The organism is Pseudomonas sp. UBA3149, from assembly GCF_002364655.1.
Lineage (GTDB): Bacteria > Pseudomonadota > Gammaproteobacteria > Pseudomonadales > Pseudomonadaceae > Chryseomonas > Chryseomonas luteola.
In genome coordinates this window covers 51,003-70,089 of sequence record NZ_DEYV01000037.1, presented here as the reverse complement: position 1 = coordinate 70,089, position 19,087 = coordinate 51,003, and the positions used below count along the sequence as shown (strand labels likewise).

General features: G+C 54.2%; 14 protein-coding genes and 3 pseudogenes. 10 read left to right on the top strand and 7 right to left on the bottom strand.

Translation table 11 applies throughout. The features are described from left to right. The first annotated feature begins 579 nt into the window (after positions 1-579). The 3 genes from B3729_RS24895 (at position 580) to B3729_RS21180 (ending at position 3,410) form a co-directional block, all read left to right on the top strand. Positions 580-843, top strand: a complete 264-nt coding sequence (locus B3729_RS24895; protein WP_409438640.1) for an iron chelate uptake ABC transporter family permease subunit — start codon at positions 580-582, stop codon at positions 841-843. 195 nt (positions 844-1,038) lie between these two features. Continuing rightward, entirely contained in the window at positions 1,039-2,388 is a 1,350-nt protein-coding gene (locus tag B3729_RS21185) for a CobW family GTP-binding protein (protein ID WP_286788940.1), read from the top strand. Next, positions 2,385-3,410, top strand: coding sequence for a WD40 repeat domain-containing protein (locus B3729_RS21180; RefSeq protein WP_286788939.1), 1,026 nt, complete (start codon positions 2,385-2,387; stop codon positions 3,408-3,410). Before B3729_RS21185 ends, B3729_RS21180 begins: the two co-directional genes overlap by 4 nt. Before the next feature lie 333 nt (positions 3,411-3,743). On the opposite strand, the gene B3729_RS21175 is transcribed toward B3729_RS21180, so the two are convergent. The 4 genes and pseudogenes from B3729_RS21175 to B3729_RS21165 form a co-directional block, all read right to left on the bottom strand. Then, positions 3,744-3,908: a hypothetical protein gene (locus B3729_RS21175; RefSeq protein ID WP_010798829.1), complete on the bottom strand. Its 165-nt coding sequence runs from the start codon at positions 3,906-3,908 to the stop codon at positions 3,744-3,746. Positions 3,909-4,396: 488 nt separating this feature from the next. Next, positions 4,397-4,828, bottom strand: a pseudogene (locus B3729_RS24890) (methyl-accepting chemotaxis protein); the annotation flags it as partial. A 108-nt stretch (positions 4,829-4,936) separates the two neighbouring features. After that, a pseudogene (locus B3729_RS24885) lies at positions 4,937-5,620 on the bottom strand (PAS domain-containing protein); the annotation flags it as partial. A 242-nt stretch (positions 5,621-5,862) separates the two neighbouring features. After that, a complete protein-coding gene (locus B3729_RS21165) occupies positions 5,863-8,124 on the bottom strand; it encodes a putative bifunctional diguanylate cyclase/phosphodiesterase (protein WP_286788937.1) in 2,262 nt (753 codons plus the stop codon). 190 nt (positions 8,125-8,314) lie between these two features. Here B3729_RS21165 and B3729_RS21160 point away from each other — a divergent pair, with 190 nt between their 5' ends. The 4 genes from B3729_RS21160 (at position 8,315) to B3729_RS21145 (ending at position 13,083) form a co-directional block, all read left to right on the top strand. Next, on the top strand, positions 8,315-8,470 hold the full coding sequence (locus B3729_RS21160) for a hypothetical protein (protein WP_019366710.1): 156 nt from the start codon (positions 8,315-8,317) through the stop codon (positions 8,468-8,470). Between the two features lie 647 nt (positions 8,471-9,117). Then, on the top strand, positions 9,118-10,377 hold the full coding sequence (locus B3729_RS21155; RefSeq protein WP_010798825.1) for a hypothetical protein: 1,260 nt from the start codon (positions 9,118-9,120) through the stop codon (positions 10,375-10,377). Between the two features lie 373 nt (positions 10,378-10,750). Continuing rightward, the gene (locus tag B3729_RS21150; protein ID WP_010798824.1) at positions 10,751-11,032 is read left to right on the top strand and encodes a hypothetical protein; all 282 of its coding nucleotides are present in this window, start codon (positions 10,751-10,753) and stop codon (positions 11,030-11,032) included. Between the two features lie 188 nt (positions 11,033-11,220). Continuing rightward, complete coding sequence (locus B3729_RS21145) at positions 11,221-13,083, top strand: sensor domain-containing diguanylate cyclase (RefSeq protein ID WP_286788936.1); 1,863 nt, start codon at positions 11,221-11,223, stop codon at positions 13,081-13,083. A 78-nt stretch (positions 13,084-13,161) separates the two neighbouring features. Here B3729_RS21145 and B3729_RS21140 read toward each other — a convergent pair whose 3' ends face one another. The 3 genes from B3729_RS21140 to B3729_RS21130 form a co-directional block, all read right to left on the bottom strand. Then, positions 13,162-13,938, bottom strand: coding sequence for a hypothetical protein (locus tag B3729_RS21140; protein ID WP_019366715.1), 777 nt, complete (start codon positions 13,936-13,938; stop codon positions 13,162-13,164). A gap of 298 nt (positions 13,939-14,236) precedes the next feature. Further along, complete coding sequence (locus B3729_RS21135) at positions 14,237-14,458, bottom strand: hypothetical protein (protein ID WP_010798821.1); 222 nt, start codon at positions 14,456-14,458, stop codon at positions 14,237-14,239. 143 nt (positions 14,459-14,601) lie between these two features. Beyond that, positions 14,602-15,198: an NAD(P)H-binding protein gene (locus B3729_RS21130; protein ID WP_286788935.1), complete on the bottom strand. Its 597-nt coding sequence runs from the start codon at positions 15,196-15,198 to the stop codon at positions 14,602-14,604. A 268-nt stretch (positions 15,199-15,466) separates the two neighbouring features. On the opposite strand from B3729_RS21130, the pseudogene B3729_RS24880 reads away from it, so the two are divergent. The 3 genes and pseudogenes from B3729_RS24880 to gabP form a co-directional block, all read left to right on the top strand. Next, positions 15,467-16,498: pseudogene (locus B3729_RS24880) on the top strand (HAMP domain-containing protein); the annotation flags it as partial. Between the two features lie 69 nt (positions 16,499-16,567). Continuing rightward, the gene (locus B3729_RS24875; protein ID WP_372238925.1) at positions 16,568-17,356 is read left to right on the top strand and encodes a methyl-accepting chemotaxis protein; all 789 of its coding nucleotides are present in this window, start codon (positions 16,568-16,570) and stop codon (positions 17,354-17,356) included. A 303-nt stretch (positions 17,357-17,659) separates the two neighbouring features. Continuing rightward, positions 17,660-19,063, top strand: coding sequence for a GABA permease (gene gabP / locus B3729_RS21120; protein ID WP_286788933.1), 1,404 nt, complete (start codon positions 17,660-17,662; stop codon positions 19,061-19,063). Positions 19,064-19,087: the final 24 nt, after the last annotated feature.

Genomic DNA, 19,087 nt, shown 5'->3' with positions numbered 1-19,087 from the left:
CATTACCAGACGCGACGGTAGGCGTCTGGTTTGGAGTGCAACCCGGTGATAGGCTTAAAACCGAAAATGTAACAGCTCCTTGAGTAGTCTTAAGCCTCCGGAGAGGCCTGCCAGCCCAGTCGGTGATAGACGGGGAAGAGGCTCATCAGATGTAAATCTATCTGTTAAGAGGCTATTTCACGGCCGCCCTTTATTAGTCATATGGGGCGGTACGGCACTGCATGAACGTCGTGGTTTTACAGAGTAACATTTGGTCATTCAGCTCCATGACGGAGCGAGCCTTTATATCGATTACGGGACGGCTACGTTTCCAACGGACCTGTAATCAGCTGGGCTGATTGAGCTGCTATGGGGAGTCGCCTCTCTATTTCATGGCAATAGTCGCGGCTGGTGTAGTGGACAACGTCCTGTCAAAACAGTCCCTGCAAAAGCTGATCCAAAATCATCTACGTTTGGGCTACGGCAGCTATGACCTGTGGCAGATGGCCTTTGATGGCGAAGGATAGATGAAAGAGCAGTTCAGTTATCAGCTCAACCTTACTCAGTAAGCCAGTAATACCTGAGCAAACCAGGGTTCCCTTGCTAGCCTATATCTGTGCCTCTTTGCTTTCAGGCGTCATGGTGGTGGTTAGCAGCGCCATTGTATTTGTCAGACTGATGCTCCCACATCTGGCGAGGCGGTTTATCGTGGCCAAACAACGGCAACCTTTACTAGTGGCAGCACTACTAGGCGGGCTGTTTCCGCTATGGATTGACATGGCCGCGCATACCTTATTCACATCCGACGATCTTCCTATTGGTATCGCAACGGCTGTTCTGGGCGGCGGTTCTTTCTTATATTGAGGCAGAAACGATGAATCCAGAAAACATGAAGCCTTTGCTCGAAAGGGAGTACATGACACCTACATGTTACTCGATGAAACAGGACGTTTTTCCCGACTAGGGACACCGGATTAGCTAATTACTCTATCAAGCGCATATAGACGCTAGCTATTTGATAAGTTACGTTATCTCATAACATTATCGGTTGAGTGTTTTATGTCAGATCTACGCGTCCCTGTCACGGTGCTGACCGGCTTTCTGGGTTCAGGCAAAACGACGTTGCTCAATCACATCCTTAGCAAGCAGCATGGTATGCGTATTGCTGTGATTGAAAATGAGTTTGGCGAGATCGGCATTGATGACGCCTTGGTGGTTAATGCCGACGAGGAAGTCTTTGAGATGAATAACGGTTGTATCTGCTGCACGGTACGGGGTGACCTTATCCGGATCCTGGGCAACCTGATGAACCGGCGTGACAAGTTCGATCATATTCTGGTGGAGACCACGGGCATGGCCGATCCTGGCCCGGTGGCACAAACGTTCTTTGTTGATGACGAAATCCGAGCGCAGCTCCAACTGGACGGCATCATTACCGTCGTCGACGCTCACCATGTCGGGCTGCATCTGGAGGACAGCAGTGAGGTACGAGAGCAGATTGCCTTTGCCGATGTCATCCTGCTGAACAAGACGGATCTGGTCGAGCCCGCCAGGCTGGACGAACTGGAAACACGAATCCGCAAGATGAATTCGTTGGCTCGTATCCATCGGACCGTTAATGCCGAAGTCGACATTCCTACTGTCATGAACGTGGGCGGCTTTGATCTGGAACGGGTGTTGGACCAACGGCCAGACTTTCTACAGAAGGAATATCCGTTTGAGTGGGCTGGAATCTGGCATTTGCCGGCAGGCATTACCGAGCTCCGTTATGGGGCAGGCCCCGATCCGTTTATTGGCGCGCTGCTGATGCCTGTCAATGGCGAAAGTGAGGGTGATCTGGACAGGGCTGTTGTTATCGCCGAAGGAGCCTTTGATCGAGAGGCTAAAAAGATCCGTGCAGGTACCAAGCTGATGCCTGGTCGTCAGGCCGTCAATTTGAAAGTGCCGGAAGACGATGCAGAGCAGACGGTTAATCTGCTGATTCCGGCGGCGGGATACTATGCTCTGGTAACTGAGCATGGGCCCGAAGAGTTTGGGCTGCGACTGGAGCAGTCAGGCGTTCGCCTTGAGCCGAGCAGTCAACGCGAGTTTGCCGCGTCCCATAGCCATGATGAAGAAATCAGCTCTGTTGGCATTACCTTGGAAGGGGCGCTGTCGGAGGCAAAGGTCAATCAATGGCTAGGTCCGCTACTGGCTCGGAAGGGGCAGGACATCCTGCGAACCAAAGGCATTCTAAACATTGCACAGGAGAATCGCCGATTCGTCTTCCAAGCCGTTCATATGTTGCTTGATGGCGGCCCGGATCGGTTGTGGCAGCCCAATGAGAAACGCCAGAGCGAAATCGTATTCATTGGCCGTAATCTGGACCGCGAAGAGCTGATAGCAGGACTGAAAGGTTGCCTGGCATGAGCGACTCCACAGCGGTACAACGCCTGCAGAGTCTCTGGCAAGTGGAGGGTGGCGAGCACATCAACACGCTGCTCTGGTCGCCAGACAATACCCGGCTGGCGACGGCCTATGCGGACGGTTCGGTTGCGGTGTATGACACGGCTAATGGTCGCGAAGTATGGCGTCATGCGGTGCATGGGCTGGCGACCAGTGCATTAGCGTGGTCACCTGACGGTAACCTTTTGGCCAGTGGTGGGCAGCGGGGCGGTATTATCCTGTGGGAGCCCGCTACGGGCAGTAAAGTACATCAGCTGGATAGCGGACGTAGTTGGGTTGAATTCTTATGCTGGTCAGCCGAGGGCGGATTGGCTTCAGCAGCCGGCCGGCAGATCCAGCTCTGGACCGCCGAAGGCAAGCTGAAGCAAAGCTTTGGACAGACCGCCAGTACGGTCACAGGGTTGTTATGGCTGGCTGATGCTACCCTGCTCAGCAGCTGCTATGGGCTGGTCAACCAATGGTCTGCGGAGCGTGAGCAGCCCCTGCGGCACTTCCCCTGGAAAGACTCTCTGCTGAGTCTCTCGGTCAGTCCAGATCAGCGGTTTATTGCCGCCGGATGCCAGGACAATGCTATTCACCTGTGGTATCTGAAAAGCGGCGAAGATTTTCGCATGAGTGGGTACCCATCCAAGGTCAGGCATTTTGATTGGAGTGCTGACAGCCGCTACTTCGCAACAGGCGGTGCAGCTTCTCTGATTATCTGGGATTGTTCAGGTAAAGGGCCACAAAGCAGCAAGCCGGTAGTACTGCCCGTACATACCAAACCCATTAGCTCTATTGTGTTCAGCCATGCAGACAGCCGCCTAGCCTCCGGTGGAGACGATGGTCTCACGGTTATTTTTGATCTGGCCCGTGGTGAACCTTTGGCAGGCTTGCTGGACGAGGCGGGTGTAAGCTCCATGGCCTGGAGCGAGGACGATCAGTTCCTGGCGATTGGCTACAGTTCCGGCCGCTTGCGGTTGTGCCCGGTGCCTGCGAAGCCTTGAACGCAACAGTGCGGTACGCCAAGGCGCGCCGCACTGCGTCGGCGGGATTACAGAATTGTCGGGTTCGGTATGTCTCCGTACACCTTTTGGGGATCAAACGTCTTAGTCGACTCGGTAAAGCCCAATGTATGAAGCAGTTATTTGTGAAAGTGGATAGGCAGAGTTGACCGTTATACCCAGAAACGACAAAGCCGCCCCTGGGTCAGGGGCGGCTTTGTTTGATCATCGAGCCGCTGTGTTTTCAGACTGAGCGTCTTGTCATGAGATGGAGATAAAAACAACCGGCGGGCTCTTCAGACAGGGGAGGCGTTCCCTGTAGTCAAGCAAGGCGTATCAGGCGACTACCGTCGTGCTTTCCCGCTTGTCCCACTCTTCTTCAACTTCACAGAAACAGACATCGGCTGCAGCATGCAGACGGTCCAGTTGGGCTTCGGTCAGATTATGCAGGGGAAGCGTTTCAAGCAGCTGGATAAGCGTATCAAATTGGGTAACGTCCATCATGTCCTCGTGGGATAATCAGATCGATATGGCGTATTACCTCCTGTTAGTACGCGCGAGGCGTTCTCACAGGAGGTCTGTCAATTTCAATGAGTAATTCGACTTCACAGGGCCAAGGCATATCGTGTGGACTGCCGGCCGCCGTGCGCACATGGACTGCCTGATAACGACCTTTAGCCGCTACCGGTTCGAGTTCCATGGGTTAGGGGCGCGCATTCTAATGATGACCGCTCGTTCCCTCTAGGGGGTTCTGCCCAATGGCACGCAAATATTTCCGTAATATTGCATTGACGTGTAAAAAAATCTTTTGCTGGCACGGACTTAGCTAACCCAAAAAAAATTTAATTTTTTTGGGTTGCTTTTTACGTTATTGGACGAACTGTATACATTCAGCGCCAGACCAAGCTCCATAGAGCCTGGTCTGGCCAGCACGCGGTCTGCAAACAGTCACTCTCAGAGCCCTTTTATGCGAGAAGGCGCTGTGTGGCTTATGTTGTCAGCTGGTTGAACTGGCCCACTGCATCAACTACACGCTGGGCACCGTCCTGGATATCAACGATGACCACACCGGCTTCAGAGGCCAGCGCCAGACCCTGTTCTGCCTGGTTCTTGCCTTCAGACATGCGGGAGACGGCTTCCTGAGCAAGGGCCTGGTTCTCTTGGACAACGCCAACGATTTCTTCGGTTGCTTTGCTCGTTCGGGCTGCCAGCTGACGCACTTCATCGGCCACTACCGCGAATCCACGGCCCTGCTCACCTGCGCGGGCGGCTTCAATAGCCGCGTTGAGTGCCAGCAGGTTGGTCTGCTCGGCAATGCCACTGATGGTCTTGACGATTGAGCCGATTACGAGCGACTGCTTATCCAATGCCTCAATGCCTTCAGCAGCATGTTCCATCTGCCTGGACAGCTGCTGCATGATACCGATGGTCTGGTTGACTACGCCTGCGCCCTTCTTGGCTGCAGCATCGGTTTTTTGCGACGTACCGTAGGCGATACCGGCTGCCTCGATGACAGCGTTTTCACGATTGACCTGATCTGTGACGACCGTTGCGAACTTCACGATCTTGCACAACTTGTCTTCGGCATTGAGGATGGGGTTGTAGGAGGCCTCAAGCCAGACGACATGACCATATCGGTCCACGCGCTTGAAGCGACCGTTGACGAACTCGCTGCGATTGAGCTTGGCCCAGAAATCCTGATACTCAGACGAATTGTATTCGGCAGGCTCGCAGAACAGGCGGTGATGCTTGCCCTTGACCTGATCCAGCGTATAACCCATGGCACTGAGGAAGCGGTCGTTGGCGGTAATCACTTCGCCGTTCAGGTTGAACTCGATGACGGCGGTAGAGCGTAACAGTGCTTTTATCAGGCTTTCATGCTCGCGGGAGGTCTCGATCGTACGGGTCAGGTTGTTGGCATAGATGTAAAAGTGATCAACCTGACCCGAGGCGTTGCGTATCGGTTGCCATAGGCAGCGTAGCCAGGCCTCCTTACCGTCTGCCCTGAGCAGACGAACAACGCCACTGAAATGCTCACCTTTCTGTAGCGCAACCTTCATCCGGCGATAGATATCGGTTTGCTTGATATGCACCGGAACCAGCTCATCAATATTGCGGCCGACGATCTCATGGCTCTTGTAGAGCATTTCAAGCATGAATTGATCGTTGACCTGTTCAATCACGCCTCGTGAATTCAGGGTGAAGCCGATCATCGATGTGTCGAGGCTTTGTTTAACCTGTTGTACAACCGAGAGGCTTTCCCGCAGGGCGGCCAGTTCCTGTTTGAGGCGTTTGAAGAACATGATTGATCCTTGGATGAGTGGCCAGAAGTGGAGGCTTAGTTCATTTATCGGCGCCCACAGGATTTAATGAAAGGCAGACGATCATTAAATATTTATGGCAGACCAGCGGCAGGATTTGACTGCTGGTCTGCCACACCTGGCAATCACTCCCTTCAGGTGCTGGCCAGCTCCGCCGCACGGACTACGTCTCGAGCCGGCAAGGGTTTAGCGAACAGATAGCCCTGATAGGTGGTGCAACCATTTTCGGCCAGCAGCTGGCGCTGTGCTTCACTTTCCACACCCTCTGCTACGATATCGAGGCCAAAGGTCGTAGCCAGACCGGAAATGGCCTGGATGATGGCAACACTCTCCGACCCTGGCAGCCGTTGCACAAAGCTCTGGTCGATCTTGACCTGATCGATGGGCAGCTTCTGCAGATAGTTGAGTGATGAGTACCCGGTACCGAAGTCATCCAGGGCGAAGCGAACACCTTGTCCTCTGAGTGTTTCGATATGCGAACAGGCCTGGTCGAGGTCCAGTATCAGAGTTGCCTCAGTCAGCTCGATTTTGATCAGGGCAGGGTCGATATGCTTGTGTTTCAAGACGTCCATGACCTCAGTGGCAAAACTGGATTGCCGTAGATGGGACGCGCAGACATTGACCGAAACCGGTAGGTGGGCGAGAGAAGGCTCTTTTGACCAGGCAAGCAACTGCGAGCACACCTCATCGAGCAGCCAACGGTCCAGTTCGGTAAGTAATCCTGTGTTGCTTGCGACTTCCAGAAAGGCGGCAGGGCCTACCAGGCCCCAATCCGGATGCTGCCAGCGCAGAAGCGCTTCAAGGCCGATAAGCCCTTTCTGATCGCTCCACTGAAGCTGATAGTAAACGCGGAATTCATTGTCGAGCAGCCCTTGCCGGATCTGTTGCTCCAGTTGCAGGCGGGCAGCAATGCTGCTTTGCATGCTCGGATCATAAAAGCGAATGGCATTCTTGCCGTGGCTCTTGGCTGAATACATGGAGATGTCGGCCTGCTGAAGCAAGTCGTGGCTTGCACTTCTGCTGTCAAACAACACAATGCCTACGCTACCGCTAATGGTCTGATTACCTTGTTCGAATTCGAAAGGACGCTCTAGGGCCGCCAGCACCTGCTGGCCGATGTGACTTGCCTGGTGCGCGGCAGCTTGTTCGTCTTCCGACAAGCCTTCCAGCAGGATGACAAATTCGTCTCCTCCCAGACGAGCCACGGTATCGGTTGCCCGCACGATCTGTTTCAGACGGTGTGCTGCTTCCTTGAGGACGGTATCGCCGGCATCGTGGCCATACAGATCATTGATGTTTTTGAAGTTATCCAGATCGATGAATAGCAGGGCGCCGCTATGTCCGTGTCGCTGGCAGGCAAGTTGGGCCGTTTTGAGCCGCTCCAGGAAAAAGCGCCGATTGGGAAGTTCGGTCAGGGTGTCGTAAAACGCCAGCCGACGGATTTGCTCTTCGTACTCATGCCTGGCCGTGACATCACGAGTTACCATGACGATCGCCTGCTTACGTTCTGCATCCGAAGCGATCGCCTGGGCCTTGCCCTCGAAATAGCGCTCCCCCGCAGGAGAGCTAAGCTGGTATTCCACGGTGAGAGGTGTCGGGCTTTTCAGGACCTTTCTGACCCAGGTGGTCAGGTAGTTCGCCTGGGTATAAGGCAGCACATCCTGCAATCGCTGGCCCACCTTCGCCAAGTGCTCATTGATCTTCTTGGCATCATGGGAGGACGAGACGACCTCCTGAAAGCGACCGTCCTGATCGATAACCAGCAGGATGTCAGGAATCGCCTGGGTAATGGCGCTCAGCCGGGCTTCGCTTCGCGCCAGAGCCTGTTCAGCCTGGTTACGTTTCTCCTGGTCACGAAACAGAAGCCAGACGAGCAGGCCTGTAGGGGGCATCGTCAGCATCATGGCCAGCATGGTACGTTGAGCCGCTTGGCCGAAAGGGCAATATACGAGGGTAAGCGTGAGCAGGGCGAGGGCATGTACCGCACCGCCCAGCAACAGTACCTGAAGAGGGCCTTGTCTGATCCAGCCTCGGTGGTAGGCCATGCGATAAGCGAGACCTAACGCCACGGCCATGAAGGCATTCAATACGCCGGGATAGGCCCCTACGCCGCCTAGCCAGAACCGATACAGTGCCGTCATTGCTGCTGCAATACTGGCAACCAGGGGGCCTGCCATCAGGGCGGTCACCGACAGTATGGCCAGCCGCGCATCTACAAAGATCCCGAGGCCAATCGGTACGGGATGTATCATGACGGCAATACAGATCAAGCCCGTTGCACATCCAACAATCAGTTCCGATGACAGTACCTTGTGTGGCCAGGTACGCCAGAGGTAGTCCCGTAGCCAGCAGAGCGCCAGAAGTAGAGCAGCATTAGAAAGAAAATCCACAAACATGGCGACCTTGGTCTCCTTCGCCTAGGCGCAATTCCGTACTGGCATTCAGATAGACGTCTGAGTCAAAATTGCTAGATAAATGCGGCCCAATCGTCGGATAACAGCGATCTGAGTCCGTTATTCGGGACGTTTGTCAATGGCAAGCGCTGAAATAGAACAGCGCAGCGGTTTGAGTACAGGTTTAACAGGAATGTTCATTGCAGCAGGGATGTTGATCGTAGCGCTTGTGCTAGGGCACATGGGGCGCAGCTATAAGGCGACACGTACTGTTCGCCTTGATCGGCCTCTGGCCTATATCGGACTGTTTGCCTTTGTTCTTGCAAGCGCTGTAGTGTTCTTTGGCTAATGTCCGCCAATTTCCTACCGACACCATCAGGCTCGACATGCCTATCGTCAAGCGGCTGGCAATGTCCCTTATTTGAACAGCCTCGCATCCATCGTTTCGCCATGTCATGCCCAGAGCAAGCTGGTCATGGCCGAGGATGTCGACACGGAGGAAAAGCTCAACGCTGTCATTCAGGGCTAACTTGTGTCACCTCCATTACTGTTGAATGAACTCGCCGCCTGGCATTACAGGCGCGATGTTCTGCTCTATTACGTATAGGGCTCTTCCGTAGCGCCCTGTATCTGCTGGGCGCAGTATCTTCTCGCTTCCTCTCAGCCCTAAGTGTTAGCGACTTCTCCCTTTATGCATCGCCTTGATGGCTTTCATTGCGCCCTATTGAACTCTTTTAGATCCTGGAGTCCGACTGTTGGCGTAAAAACCTGTCAAGTAAATTTAAGTTTTTTGTATGTACAAATGTAACCATTTGATGCTGTAAGTTGATCGGTTGCGTTCGCTCTTTTGAGCAGTGACTTCAGTAGCAAGTGTGTCCACACGGCGTGAGCGCGGCAGGTTATTGGTGTTTCAGAGTGGTGCAATCAAGGATTGCGTATTGGTTGTGTAGCCGCATCAGGCGGCACGTCATGTCCAGGTAATAGGACGGGTAGTCAATGAAGAAAGTAAGTACAAATACGTTGTACTGTGGTTTATTGGGGTTGGCGTTTGTGCTGCATTTCGGGCTGCTTGAGCAGAATCCCCAGAACCCTATTGGTATCAAATACCTGACAGAGCTTTATCTGGCCGCCTGTTTGGGTTTCAGCGCCATGTTTCTAGTAGGAACCGTTGGAGCTGAACGAAAAGATTACAGTGTTGCGTTCCTGTTCTGTCTATTTTCGGCTTTTACCTTTACCTTCCTACCGGCGTTGTTTGCCGAGCTCTTTTATGGTCAGCCGCTAGTCTATGGGGTAATCGAAGAACGCAGGGTGCTGCTCTGCTTTAGTGTCATTCCCTTGTTGTACCTGGCCAAACATGTATCGGCGGCACAGTTTGAAAATTGCATTCTGATCGTGGCGCTAGGGGCTGTTGTCCTGTCCTGGCTGTGCTATTTCGAGGTATTGCCAGATCTGCGAGATGGGATGGACCTGGACCTCAGCCGACCGGGCCGCGCCTCGACCGGGGCATTTGCCCTGATCATTGGCTACTGCCTGAGCATCTACTTCTGGGGCAAAGGAAAATCACCTATCGACGGCAGCCCTCGCTCCAGTCTTCGCTATGGACTGTTGGCGCTCGTTTACCTTGCGACACTGGTGTTCGTCACACAGACCCGGCAGGTCATTCTCTTGTGCATCATCTTTACGTTCCTGTGCCTGCGGGTTAAGTCTGTGAAGCTGGCGGTGATTGGCGGCTTGCTCGTTTCCCCCTTCGTTATCGATCCTGACCTGCTCGAGCTTTTCGGGGTTAATATCGATTTCTACATGCAATCTGCCCAGAACGGCGCTACGGATAATGTGCGCGAGGCTACCATCGCCCAGATTATGGATCATCTGCATGAGTACAACTGGGTACCCAGCGGTAGTCTGAGCCTGATGTGGAATGATGGTTTCAAGCACTACTTCAGTTACTACTTCTTCCTTTCGGATGTAGGTGTGATCGGTACGCTGTTCCGCTTTGGTTTTCTAACCATCGCGATCATTCCGGTCAGCTTCCTGGTGTATTTCAAAGTGGCCAAGCGGCTGAATCCCAGTCTGGATTTTACCTTGGCTGTATTCCTGGCCCATCTTTCTATCTGGCCTTTGCAAGGTATCTTCGAATATCAGGAGGGTATGACTGCCTTGTTATTTGTTTTCCAGGCACTTAAAACGTTTCATAGCCAGATGCCCAACGAATCGCTGTCCAATCATCCCGAGCGGGAGCCTTATCAGTTGGCCTGAACCGCATCTGACATTAAAACGGCCCGTGGAGGGCCGTTTTTTACCTACCAGCCTGCGTGTCCCGAGCTGGAAATATCAGGCAATGCGTGCATGAATGCATGAAAAAGATAAACCGATACACCAGTACATGCTAAAGGTACTAGCCGTTCAGTCTATTGTTGTCATGCCGTCACCTCTGCTGCTCCATTTATCCAGTAGCGCTCACTGCTGATTACGATGATGGCTGCGCGCCATTATACTTGTTGCGATACATCAGGTAGTGCAAGCAGAGCGGCAGTGTTCAGTTATATCGAGTGGAAACGTTTTCGTTCCTTGTAGTCGAAGTGTCATCTAGACATCAGCTGGCAGTTCGACTGGGTAGAGGCAGACATCCATGATCTTGACCGAATTCGATTGCTATCAACTGCAAAACCGGCTGGACAATATTTGCGGTGCCCGACTGCCGGCCGCCAATATCGATAGCTTCTACTTCTTTCTGGACGCTTTGCGTACCGCCCGGAATGTATCTGAGCTGGAGCTGGCCGCTGCCAAGATTGACGGTTTCATGATTGCGCTGGAAGGGGCCGGGCTTGTCAGTGGAACATCCGCCATGTTGATCGGCGGTTTTGTTTCTCGGGTACAGGCACACCGTTTGGAAAGGTTGGGTGTTGAATGAGCCGCCGTTAAGTAGCTGGCTGGTAACCGGCTCATTATGGAGCCAGATAGTGACAAGCCACTCGTAGGGCTGACGATCTGCTTTATTCTTGATGATGTATGACAGGTTCTTCGATGGGCGCTTTGCTTTTTGTATTACACGCTTGCCTTCGAAGGCTGTCCTGTTCAGCAGGTATTACGTCGCTCGCCGTGGTGCTGATCGCTTGCTCCACGTTGGCAGCAGAAGCACCTGCTGCACCAGGACGCGTATTGGTTCTGGATAACCAGGATAACTATCCTGCAGGCTACCAGACGGACTATCTGTTGCACCCCTTCGCCGAGACATTCGAGGCTATTCGCTACGCTGTACCTGATAGCGCGTGGCAGCCGAACGCAAAGGCATTAATCAGTCTTGGGTATCAGCAGGACGGTGGCTGGATCCGATTAAGGCTGGAAAACCCCTCGTCCGAGGTTCGCCGATGGTTACTGGTGGCCGAAACCCCTCTGATCGATCAGCTTGAGCTGCGCCTGTTCGATCCTGTTCTGGAGCGGTGGTCTTCAGTCGAATCGCTTGGTAATCGCATACCCTTGAGTAGGCAAGCCACCCGCGGCCCTTATCCGGTCGCTACGCTTGACTTGCCGCCCAATCAGGCCATGGTTCTGTACGGTCGCATGCGTGCGAGCCAGCCGCTGACCATTCCGATGGAGATCATGTCTCCTGCCGCGTATGAACGCATCTATACGCAAACAGCCCTGAGCCTGAGCGCCTTTCTGGGCGCAGCAGTAATCATGCTGGCTTACAACCTATCACTCTATGTCTTCATACGGGACCGGGCCTATCTCTGGTATAGCGGTTATCTCGCTGGTGCCATCTTCTATATGGTCTGTGCGACCGGCTTTGGACGGTTGTATCTGTGGCCGGAATGGACCGAACTGGCAGTGCGTGCCACCGTTCTGTCCATTTCGCTTTGCATGGCCGGTGCCGCCCAGTTCATCAAGCACTTTCTTCAGTTATCCAGCCACAGCCGCTTCTTTTCAGTCTTGTGTAAAAGCTTCCTGATCTATTGGCTTGGCGCCTCGCTGATTATCGCGATCGACCCTGCGTTCATTCCGTTTCTCGGTATCGATGTCATGGTCTTTCTCAGCTGCCTCACGGGGCTATGGGTTGGCCTTGCCTTGTGGTGGCGAGGCCATGTATCGGCCCGTTATTTCACCATCGCCTGGATAGTGCTCAATCTAGCCACCTTATATATGACGCTGGTCATGTCTGGCTTGAGCAAAGGGTGGGTCAATCCGTTGTATGTCCAGATGCTTGGGTTCGCGCTTGAGTTCCTGTTGCTGTCGATGGCCTTGGCCGAGCGGATAAACCGTGAGCGTGCAGCACGAATACAGGCAAAGCAGGAGGCCATAAGAACCAGCGAGCATCTGGCACGAGAGCGGTTAGCAACCTTGCAGGCACAAGAGAAACTATTGATTTTTCAGCAGGAAACCAACGAAGCACTCGAGCGGCGAGTGAAGGAGCGGACCCTGGCCCTGGAGGAGGCAAACCTTCAGCTGTCACGCCTGAGCCGACTGGATGCCCTGACCCAGTTACAGAACCGAAGTGCTTTTGAGGAAAACTTTACCGCCTCGCTTGCACAGGCCCTGGCAACTGGGCAAATGCTGAGTGTTGTCATGATCGATATCGATCACTTCAAGCAAATTAACGATACCTATGGTCATTCGACAGGTGACGAGTGTCTGGTCAAGGTTGGGCAGGTATTGCTGAATCATACCCAGGGGGCAGGCGATCATGCGGCGCGTTTTGGTGGAGAGGAATTCATTCTACTCTTCATGAATCGCACCCCGACTGAAATGGCAACGCTTGTTGAACGTATTCGACTCGACATGGCCTCCCTCGGCATCAAAACGGACAGCGGAACGCTGCGTTTTACAGTAAGTATTGGCGTTGAATGCCGCTTTCCTCGACCAGACGATACGCGTGTCGACTATTCCAGAGCGGCTGACACAGCGCTTTACCAGGCCAAGGCCGCAGGACGTAACCAGTCTTGTTTTGCCATTACTGTCCATTAGTCAGCACACCTCTCCTGCAACAGGCCAGCCTGCAAGAGACTGGCCTGCGGTATGCGCGATCAGTAGATGACCAAGCGCTTACCAGCCGCGTACATCGGGAGCCAGCTTACCGACGGCCTGGTGAGCCGCCTGGTGCAGCTCCGGTGCGGATGTCTTATCCGACGCGAGGATATTGGCCTCTTCTGCGCTGGGCTGAAGAGGCTTCTGACGGAATAGCAAGGTGTAGAAGGAGGCGGCGCAGGCATACCCGCCTGAGAAAGAGGCATGGCGCCCGTCAGCTATGTACAGCTTGGCCACTGAATCGCTTGCAAACGTACCCTTCCAAGACTCACCGCAAGGGGAGAGTTGGGCGCCCATCTTGCGCGCCAGGCTCACGTACTCCTTATAGATCTGTGGTTGCTTACCCTGTTGATTCTCGTTGGCCCAGGTTTCGAACAGAATCGGCTTAGCATGATGGGCACGGATCAGATCGTTGAATTTCAGTGCATATTCTTCCAGCCGTTCTGGCTGAAGCAATGGCCGAGCGGCGTGCTCCTGCAGGACTACATAGTCATAGGTGTTGCTTGCCAGCTTGCTTTGTACCGCTCCACTGTTCCAGTGCTGCTCAAGGGTATATGAGGGTTTGGCAATCGAGTCCGCCTCGATGGTGCAAGACGATGATGCGCTGTCGTGGGCGCGTGACGCCATTCCCATCAGGGTGGTCGTCAAACTGTTCGCATAGGTGTAGCTGTTACCAACGAACAACATGCGAATGGTGCACGAAGAAGCCTCAGAACTCTGAGCAGCAGCGGCGTAATGTGCGCTGGCGATGCATCCAGCAAAGAGTGTGGCAAGCTTCAGGGAACGGGTGAACAAGACCCTATCCTCCATATATTTGTGAGGGTTAAACAACAGGTTTGGGCTGCAAACGGCATCCTGGTGCGTTTGCGGGGGCGCATTGTGCGAGGAGGAGGCGGTATTTTTAAGGAGTGACTGTGCGGGGAGTCACGTACTGCTATTTGGAACAAGCGAAACGGCGAACGTGTGCAAAGTTCAGGAAAATTAAATCTCCCAAGATTTCGATGATGGTGGCTATTTAATAGCTAAATAATAGCTAAAATCAAGACTAAATAGTCTTATTTGCCTGATAAGAGCAATTTTTTAAGAGCGAGGCTTAGCTCGCTTGTGAGCCCTGCTGAGGCTCAACGACATCCTCATCGATATACCGGCCAGCTTTTTCCTGTTCCAGAAATGCCGCGTACTGATCCTCCGTGATCAGGTTTTCCAGCAGCAGTTGCCAGGCATAGGATTCAGCCGCCTTCTTGTTCCAGCGAATCTCTCCCAAGCTGTCCGGGTTTTTGATGCAGCGGATATAACGCTTCCAGTACGCGTCCATGGTGACTCCTGCTTCCTGCTCATGGGTAACGGGGCGCGTGGTATATCACAACTGATGGATTTGTGAAGCGGTGCGTATAAGAAGTGTCCAGCTTTCTGTTTGATAGAGGCGGCCATGCTGCCTCAGGCCAGCGAACGAGCCGGTCAGGGATCAAGGTTCAGCTGGCGACCGCTATGCCCGGGTTTTTCAAGTACATCGGCGACCTCGGCGGCGAGATGAAGAAGCTCATAATCTTCTTCGAGACTGGTCGAGTCGTTGGCTTCCCGTTCATCCAGAATGGGACAGTTGACCAGCGTCCAGTGAAGCGGGCTGGTATCGAGCCGCTCGTGAATCTTCTGGCAGACACGTCGCCAGCGAGGGTCGACATCCTCATCTTCCAGCGCAGCGAAATCACCTACTAGCATGAGCTGGGATACCTTGCCTTTGCGTAGGCCGCTGATGAGTGCAGCCACAGCATCGATCAGGTAGTTGGGATCTTCGACCTCAATTACTACGCGAGGTGGTTCCAGTACCGCGACGACTGCCTTCATTCCCGCCACCCCCTGGCTGACTTTATAGGCGCTGAACATATGGCCAGAGGTCGATTGGGGATAGGGGCGGGGCGGTAATGCCTTGAGATCCGCCTGTAGCGGCACGGCCTCATGTTCGCGATTAAGCAACTCGTTGATCAACGCCTGGCCCAGCGGGCTCTGCGCGCCGTAGACCGCGACCTTGAGCGCTCGCGCTGCTGCATACGTCATGAGAACCTCGCCTCTGTCAATCCTAGATGACTGACCGGACGGAGCGCCCAAGGTTCTGCCGCGACCGTACCGGCCATCCCACTGCTTAGGCTACATCGGCCGAATTGTCATAGGCTTTAAGAAAACAGTAGGACAATCCTCGTCGCTCTGTAGAAAAATATTGTAGCGCCGCTGAAGACCGCACGTGACTGGCCGATAGCCTCTATAGCCAAACAGAAATCTGTTAGCCAGACCTTATATATCCCCACCTTCAGTAGGGCCGAGTCGTATGCTCAGTAGAATAAAGTTCAGCCACAAGATCCTGGCAACGGCCTCGGTAGTGCTGATTGCTGCCTTCTCGTTGTTCATGACGTACAACGATTATCTGCAACGTACGGCAATCACCCGGGACCTGACCGTTCGCCTCAATGAACTGGGCACCAGTGCCTCCAGCAATATTGCCAACTGGGTAAGTGGGCGTATCACGCTGCTTGAAGGAGAGGCGCAGGCGGTACAGCGTGATCTTGCCCCTCAGGCATTCACTGCAGTGCTGGAGCAGAAAGCATATACCTCAAGCTTTGACCTGACCTATCTGGGGCAGGCGGACGGTACGTTTACGGTTCGACCCTCTATCAGTATGCCTGCCGGCTATGACCCGAGAACACGCCCCTGGTATCAGGGCGCCCAAACCAAAGCCGGTTCGATTCTGACCGAGCCTTATGTAGATGCTGCTTCGGGCGGATTGATCATGAGCCTTGCCACACCCGTCATGCACGAGGGGCAACTGGCAGGTGTTCTGGGAGGCGATCTGAGTCTGCAGACGATGGTGGGTATCGTCAATTCGCTCGACCTGGGCGGTATCGGTCATGCGATTCTGGTGAATAGCGAAGGCAAGGTACTGGTCAGCCCCAGAAAAGAGGAGGTGATGAAAAGCCTCGCTGAGCTGTTTCCCGCCGGTGCGCCTGCACTGGATGGCGCGCTCAAGCAGGTCGAGCTGGACGGCAAGCCTCAGCTTATGGTCTTCAAGCCGGTCACCGGTCTGCCATCGGTCAACTGGTACCTGGGCCTGATGGTTGATGAAGAGAAAGCTTACGCCCCGCTCAAGGAGTTCAGAACCTCGGCCGTGCTGGCCATGGTGATTGGCGTTGTGCTGATCATGCTGCTCCTGGGTGTGCTGATCCGTGTGCTAATGCGTCCGCTCACGACCATGAGCCAGGCGATGCAGGACATCGCACAAGGAGAGGGCGACCTGACCCGGCGTCTGGCCATCAATAGCCAGGACGAGTTTGGTGTGCTGGCCGCTGCCTTCAACCGCTTTGTCGAGCGTATCCATGGCTCGATCAGCGAAGTATCGGCCAGTACCCGCCAGCTCAACGAGGTCTCCCGTCAGGTGCTGGCAGCCTCCAACTCCTCGCTGCACAACTCGGACAATCAGGCCGGACGTACCGGAAGCGTGGCGGCAGCCATCAACCAGCTGGGGGCCGCCACACAGGAAATCGCCCGCAACGCTGCCGATGCGTCCGTACAGGCTACCAGTGCCCGGCAGCAGGCCGAGGAGGGTCGCCGCGTACTGGGCCAGACCCTGACGGCGATGGAAACCCTGTCCGCCAACATCAGCGCCTCCTGCGGCCGTATCGATGAGCTGAACCAGAAGACCACCCGCATCGGACATATCCTGGAAGTGATCCAAGGCATTTCCGAGCAGACCAACCTGCTGGCGCTCAACGCTGCGATCGAAGCTGCACGGGCAGGCGATGCCGGGCGTGGTTTTGCTGTGGTAGCGGACGAGGTGCGTGGTCTGGCACATCGTACCCAGAGTTCGGCCCGAGAGATCCAGAGCATGATTCAGGAGCTGCAAACCGGGGCGAGCGAAGCGGTTTCCACCATGACCGAAAGTCAGCGCTTCAGCGAGGACAGCATGACCATCGCGCAAAAGGCCAACGAGCGGTTGGGCTCGGTAGCCGAGCGCATTACCGATATCGATGGCATGACCCAGTCGGTGGCGGCCGCTACGGAAGAGCAAAGCGCGGTAGTGGAGTCGCTTAATGTCGACATTACCGAGATCAACTCGCTCAACCAGCAGGGCGTGGAAAACCTGAACGCAACCCTGGGCGCTTGCCATGCCCTGGAACAACAGGCCAATCGCCTCGATCAGCTCGTTTCAAGTTTCAGAATCTGACTTAGGAAAAGCCTCGCCATTAAGGCGAGGCTTTCTTTAGTTGTCTTGCAAAGGTGCAACCAGGTTGCTACCAATTTATGCACCTTTTTGATGCGGGTTGCACACATTGTTACCGTTATAAGCACAATTAAAGTGCGAGCTATTCATATGGGTGAAACCATTCAGCAAGCCTATAGCAAGGAATAAGCTTAAAAATCGTGCACATTGGTGGAAGTTCGCTCCAATTTATGGCGTTTAGCAAAGGTGTTTGGTAGCTGGCTCATATATTGCTGCTGAAAGGTTTTTCCGCTTTAGGTAGCACCTATGAGCCAAGTACATAATGAAAAAAGCCTTTCACCCGCTCTAAAACCCCGCCATGTCACTATGCTTTCAATCGCTGGGGTAATCGGTGCCGGTTTATTTGTAGGATCCGGCCACGCCATTGCCGCTGCAGGTCCCGCTGTTCTGCTGGCCTATGCACTGGCAGGCACCCTTGTCGTACTGGTTATGCGTATGTTGGGCGAGATGGCAGTAGCTTCGCCGGACACGGGTTCTTTTTCTTCTTACGCGCAACGCGGCATTGGACGTTGGGCAGGGTTCACAATCGGTTGGTTGTACTGGTGGTTCTGGGTATTGGTTATCCCCCTTGAAGCCGTTGCGGCAGCGTCCATTCTGAACTCCTGGTTCCCTGTAGTGGCTACGTGGCAATTTGCACTGGCTATCACTGCGCTTCTTACCGTTACCAATCTGTTTAGTGTTGCCAAATACGGTGAGTTCGAGTTCTGGTTCGCGCTGCTCAAGGTTATGGCTATTGTTGCGTTCATTGCGCTGGGTGCATTTGCCTTGGCCGGTGGGCTGCCAGGACGGGAAGTCAGCGGCCTAGGGCGCCTGATGGAAATGACCGGTGGGTTTATGCCCCATGGCTTTGGCGCAGTGCTGGGTGCCTTGCTTACGACAATGTTCAGCTTCATGGGCACCGAGATCGTGACCATTGCTGCGGCTGAGTCCAAGAATCCTTCCAAACAAATCAGCAAGGCGACTAACTCGGTTATCTGGCGTATTGCACTGTTCTATCTGGTGTCGATTTTCCTGGTTGTTTCCATGGTTCCGTGGAATGACCCCCAACTGCCTATCGTGGGTTCGTATCAGCGTGCGCTTGAGGTGATGTCCATCCCGCACGCCAAGCTGATCGTGGATGTTGTGGTGCTGGTGGCAGTAGCCAGTTGTCTGAACTCGGCCCTGTATACCGCCTCACGCATGCTGTTCTCGCTGAGCCGTCGTGGCGATGCACCTGCAATGACAGGGCGTGTCTCGGCAAACGGCGTCCCCCGCTCGGCTGTATTGGCCAGCACGGCCATAGGGTTTATGAGTACCATTGCAAACTACACTATGCCTGAAGCCGTCTTTGGCTTCCTGCTGGCAACCTCCGGCGCTGTTGCCTTGCTGGTTTATCTGGTCATCGCCATTTCCCAGCTGCGTCTGCGTCACAAGTTGGAAGCCCATGGCGAGGCGATCGAGTTTCGCATGTGGCTGTTCCCCTACCTGACCTGGGCAGTTATTGTTTTCATCGTTGGCGCATTGACCGTCATGCTGTTCAGCGAGGCGCACCGTATGGAAATCATGGCAACCGGCCTGCTGGCCCTGATCGTGGTCGCCATCGGTAATCTGGTGGGCAAGCGCCATGCGGCAGCCAACCGGGTACCTGCCGCTGTCGTTCAGGGACGCTGAAGGACGCTCAATAAAAACATCTGA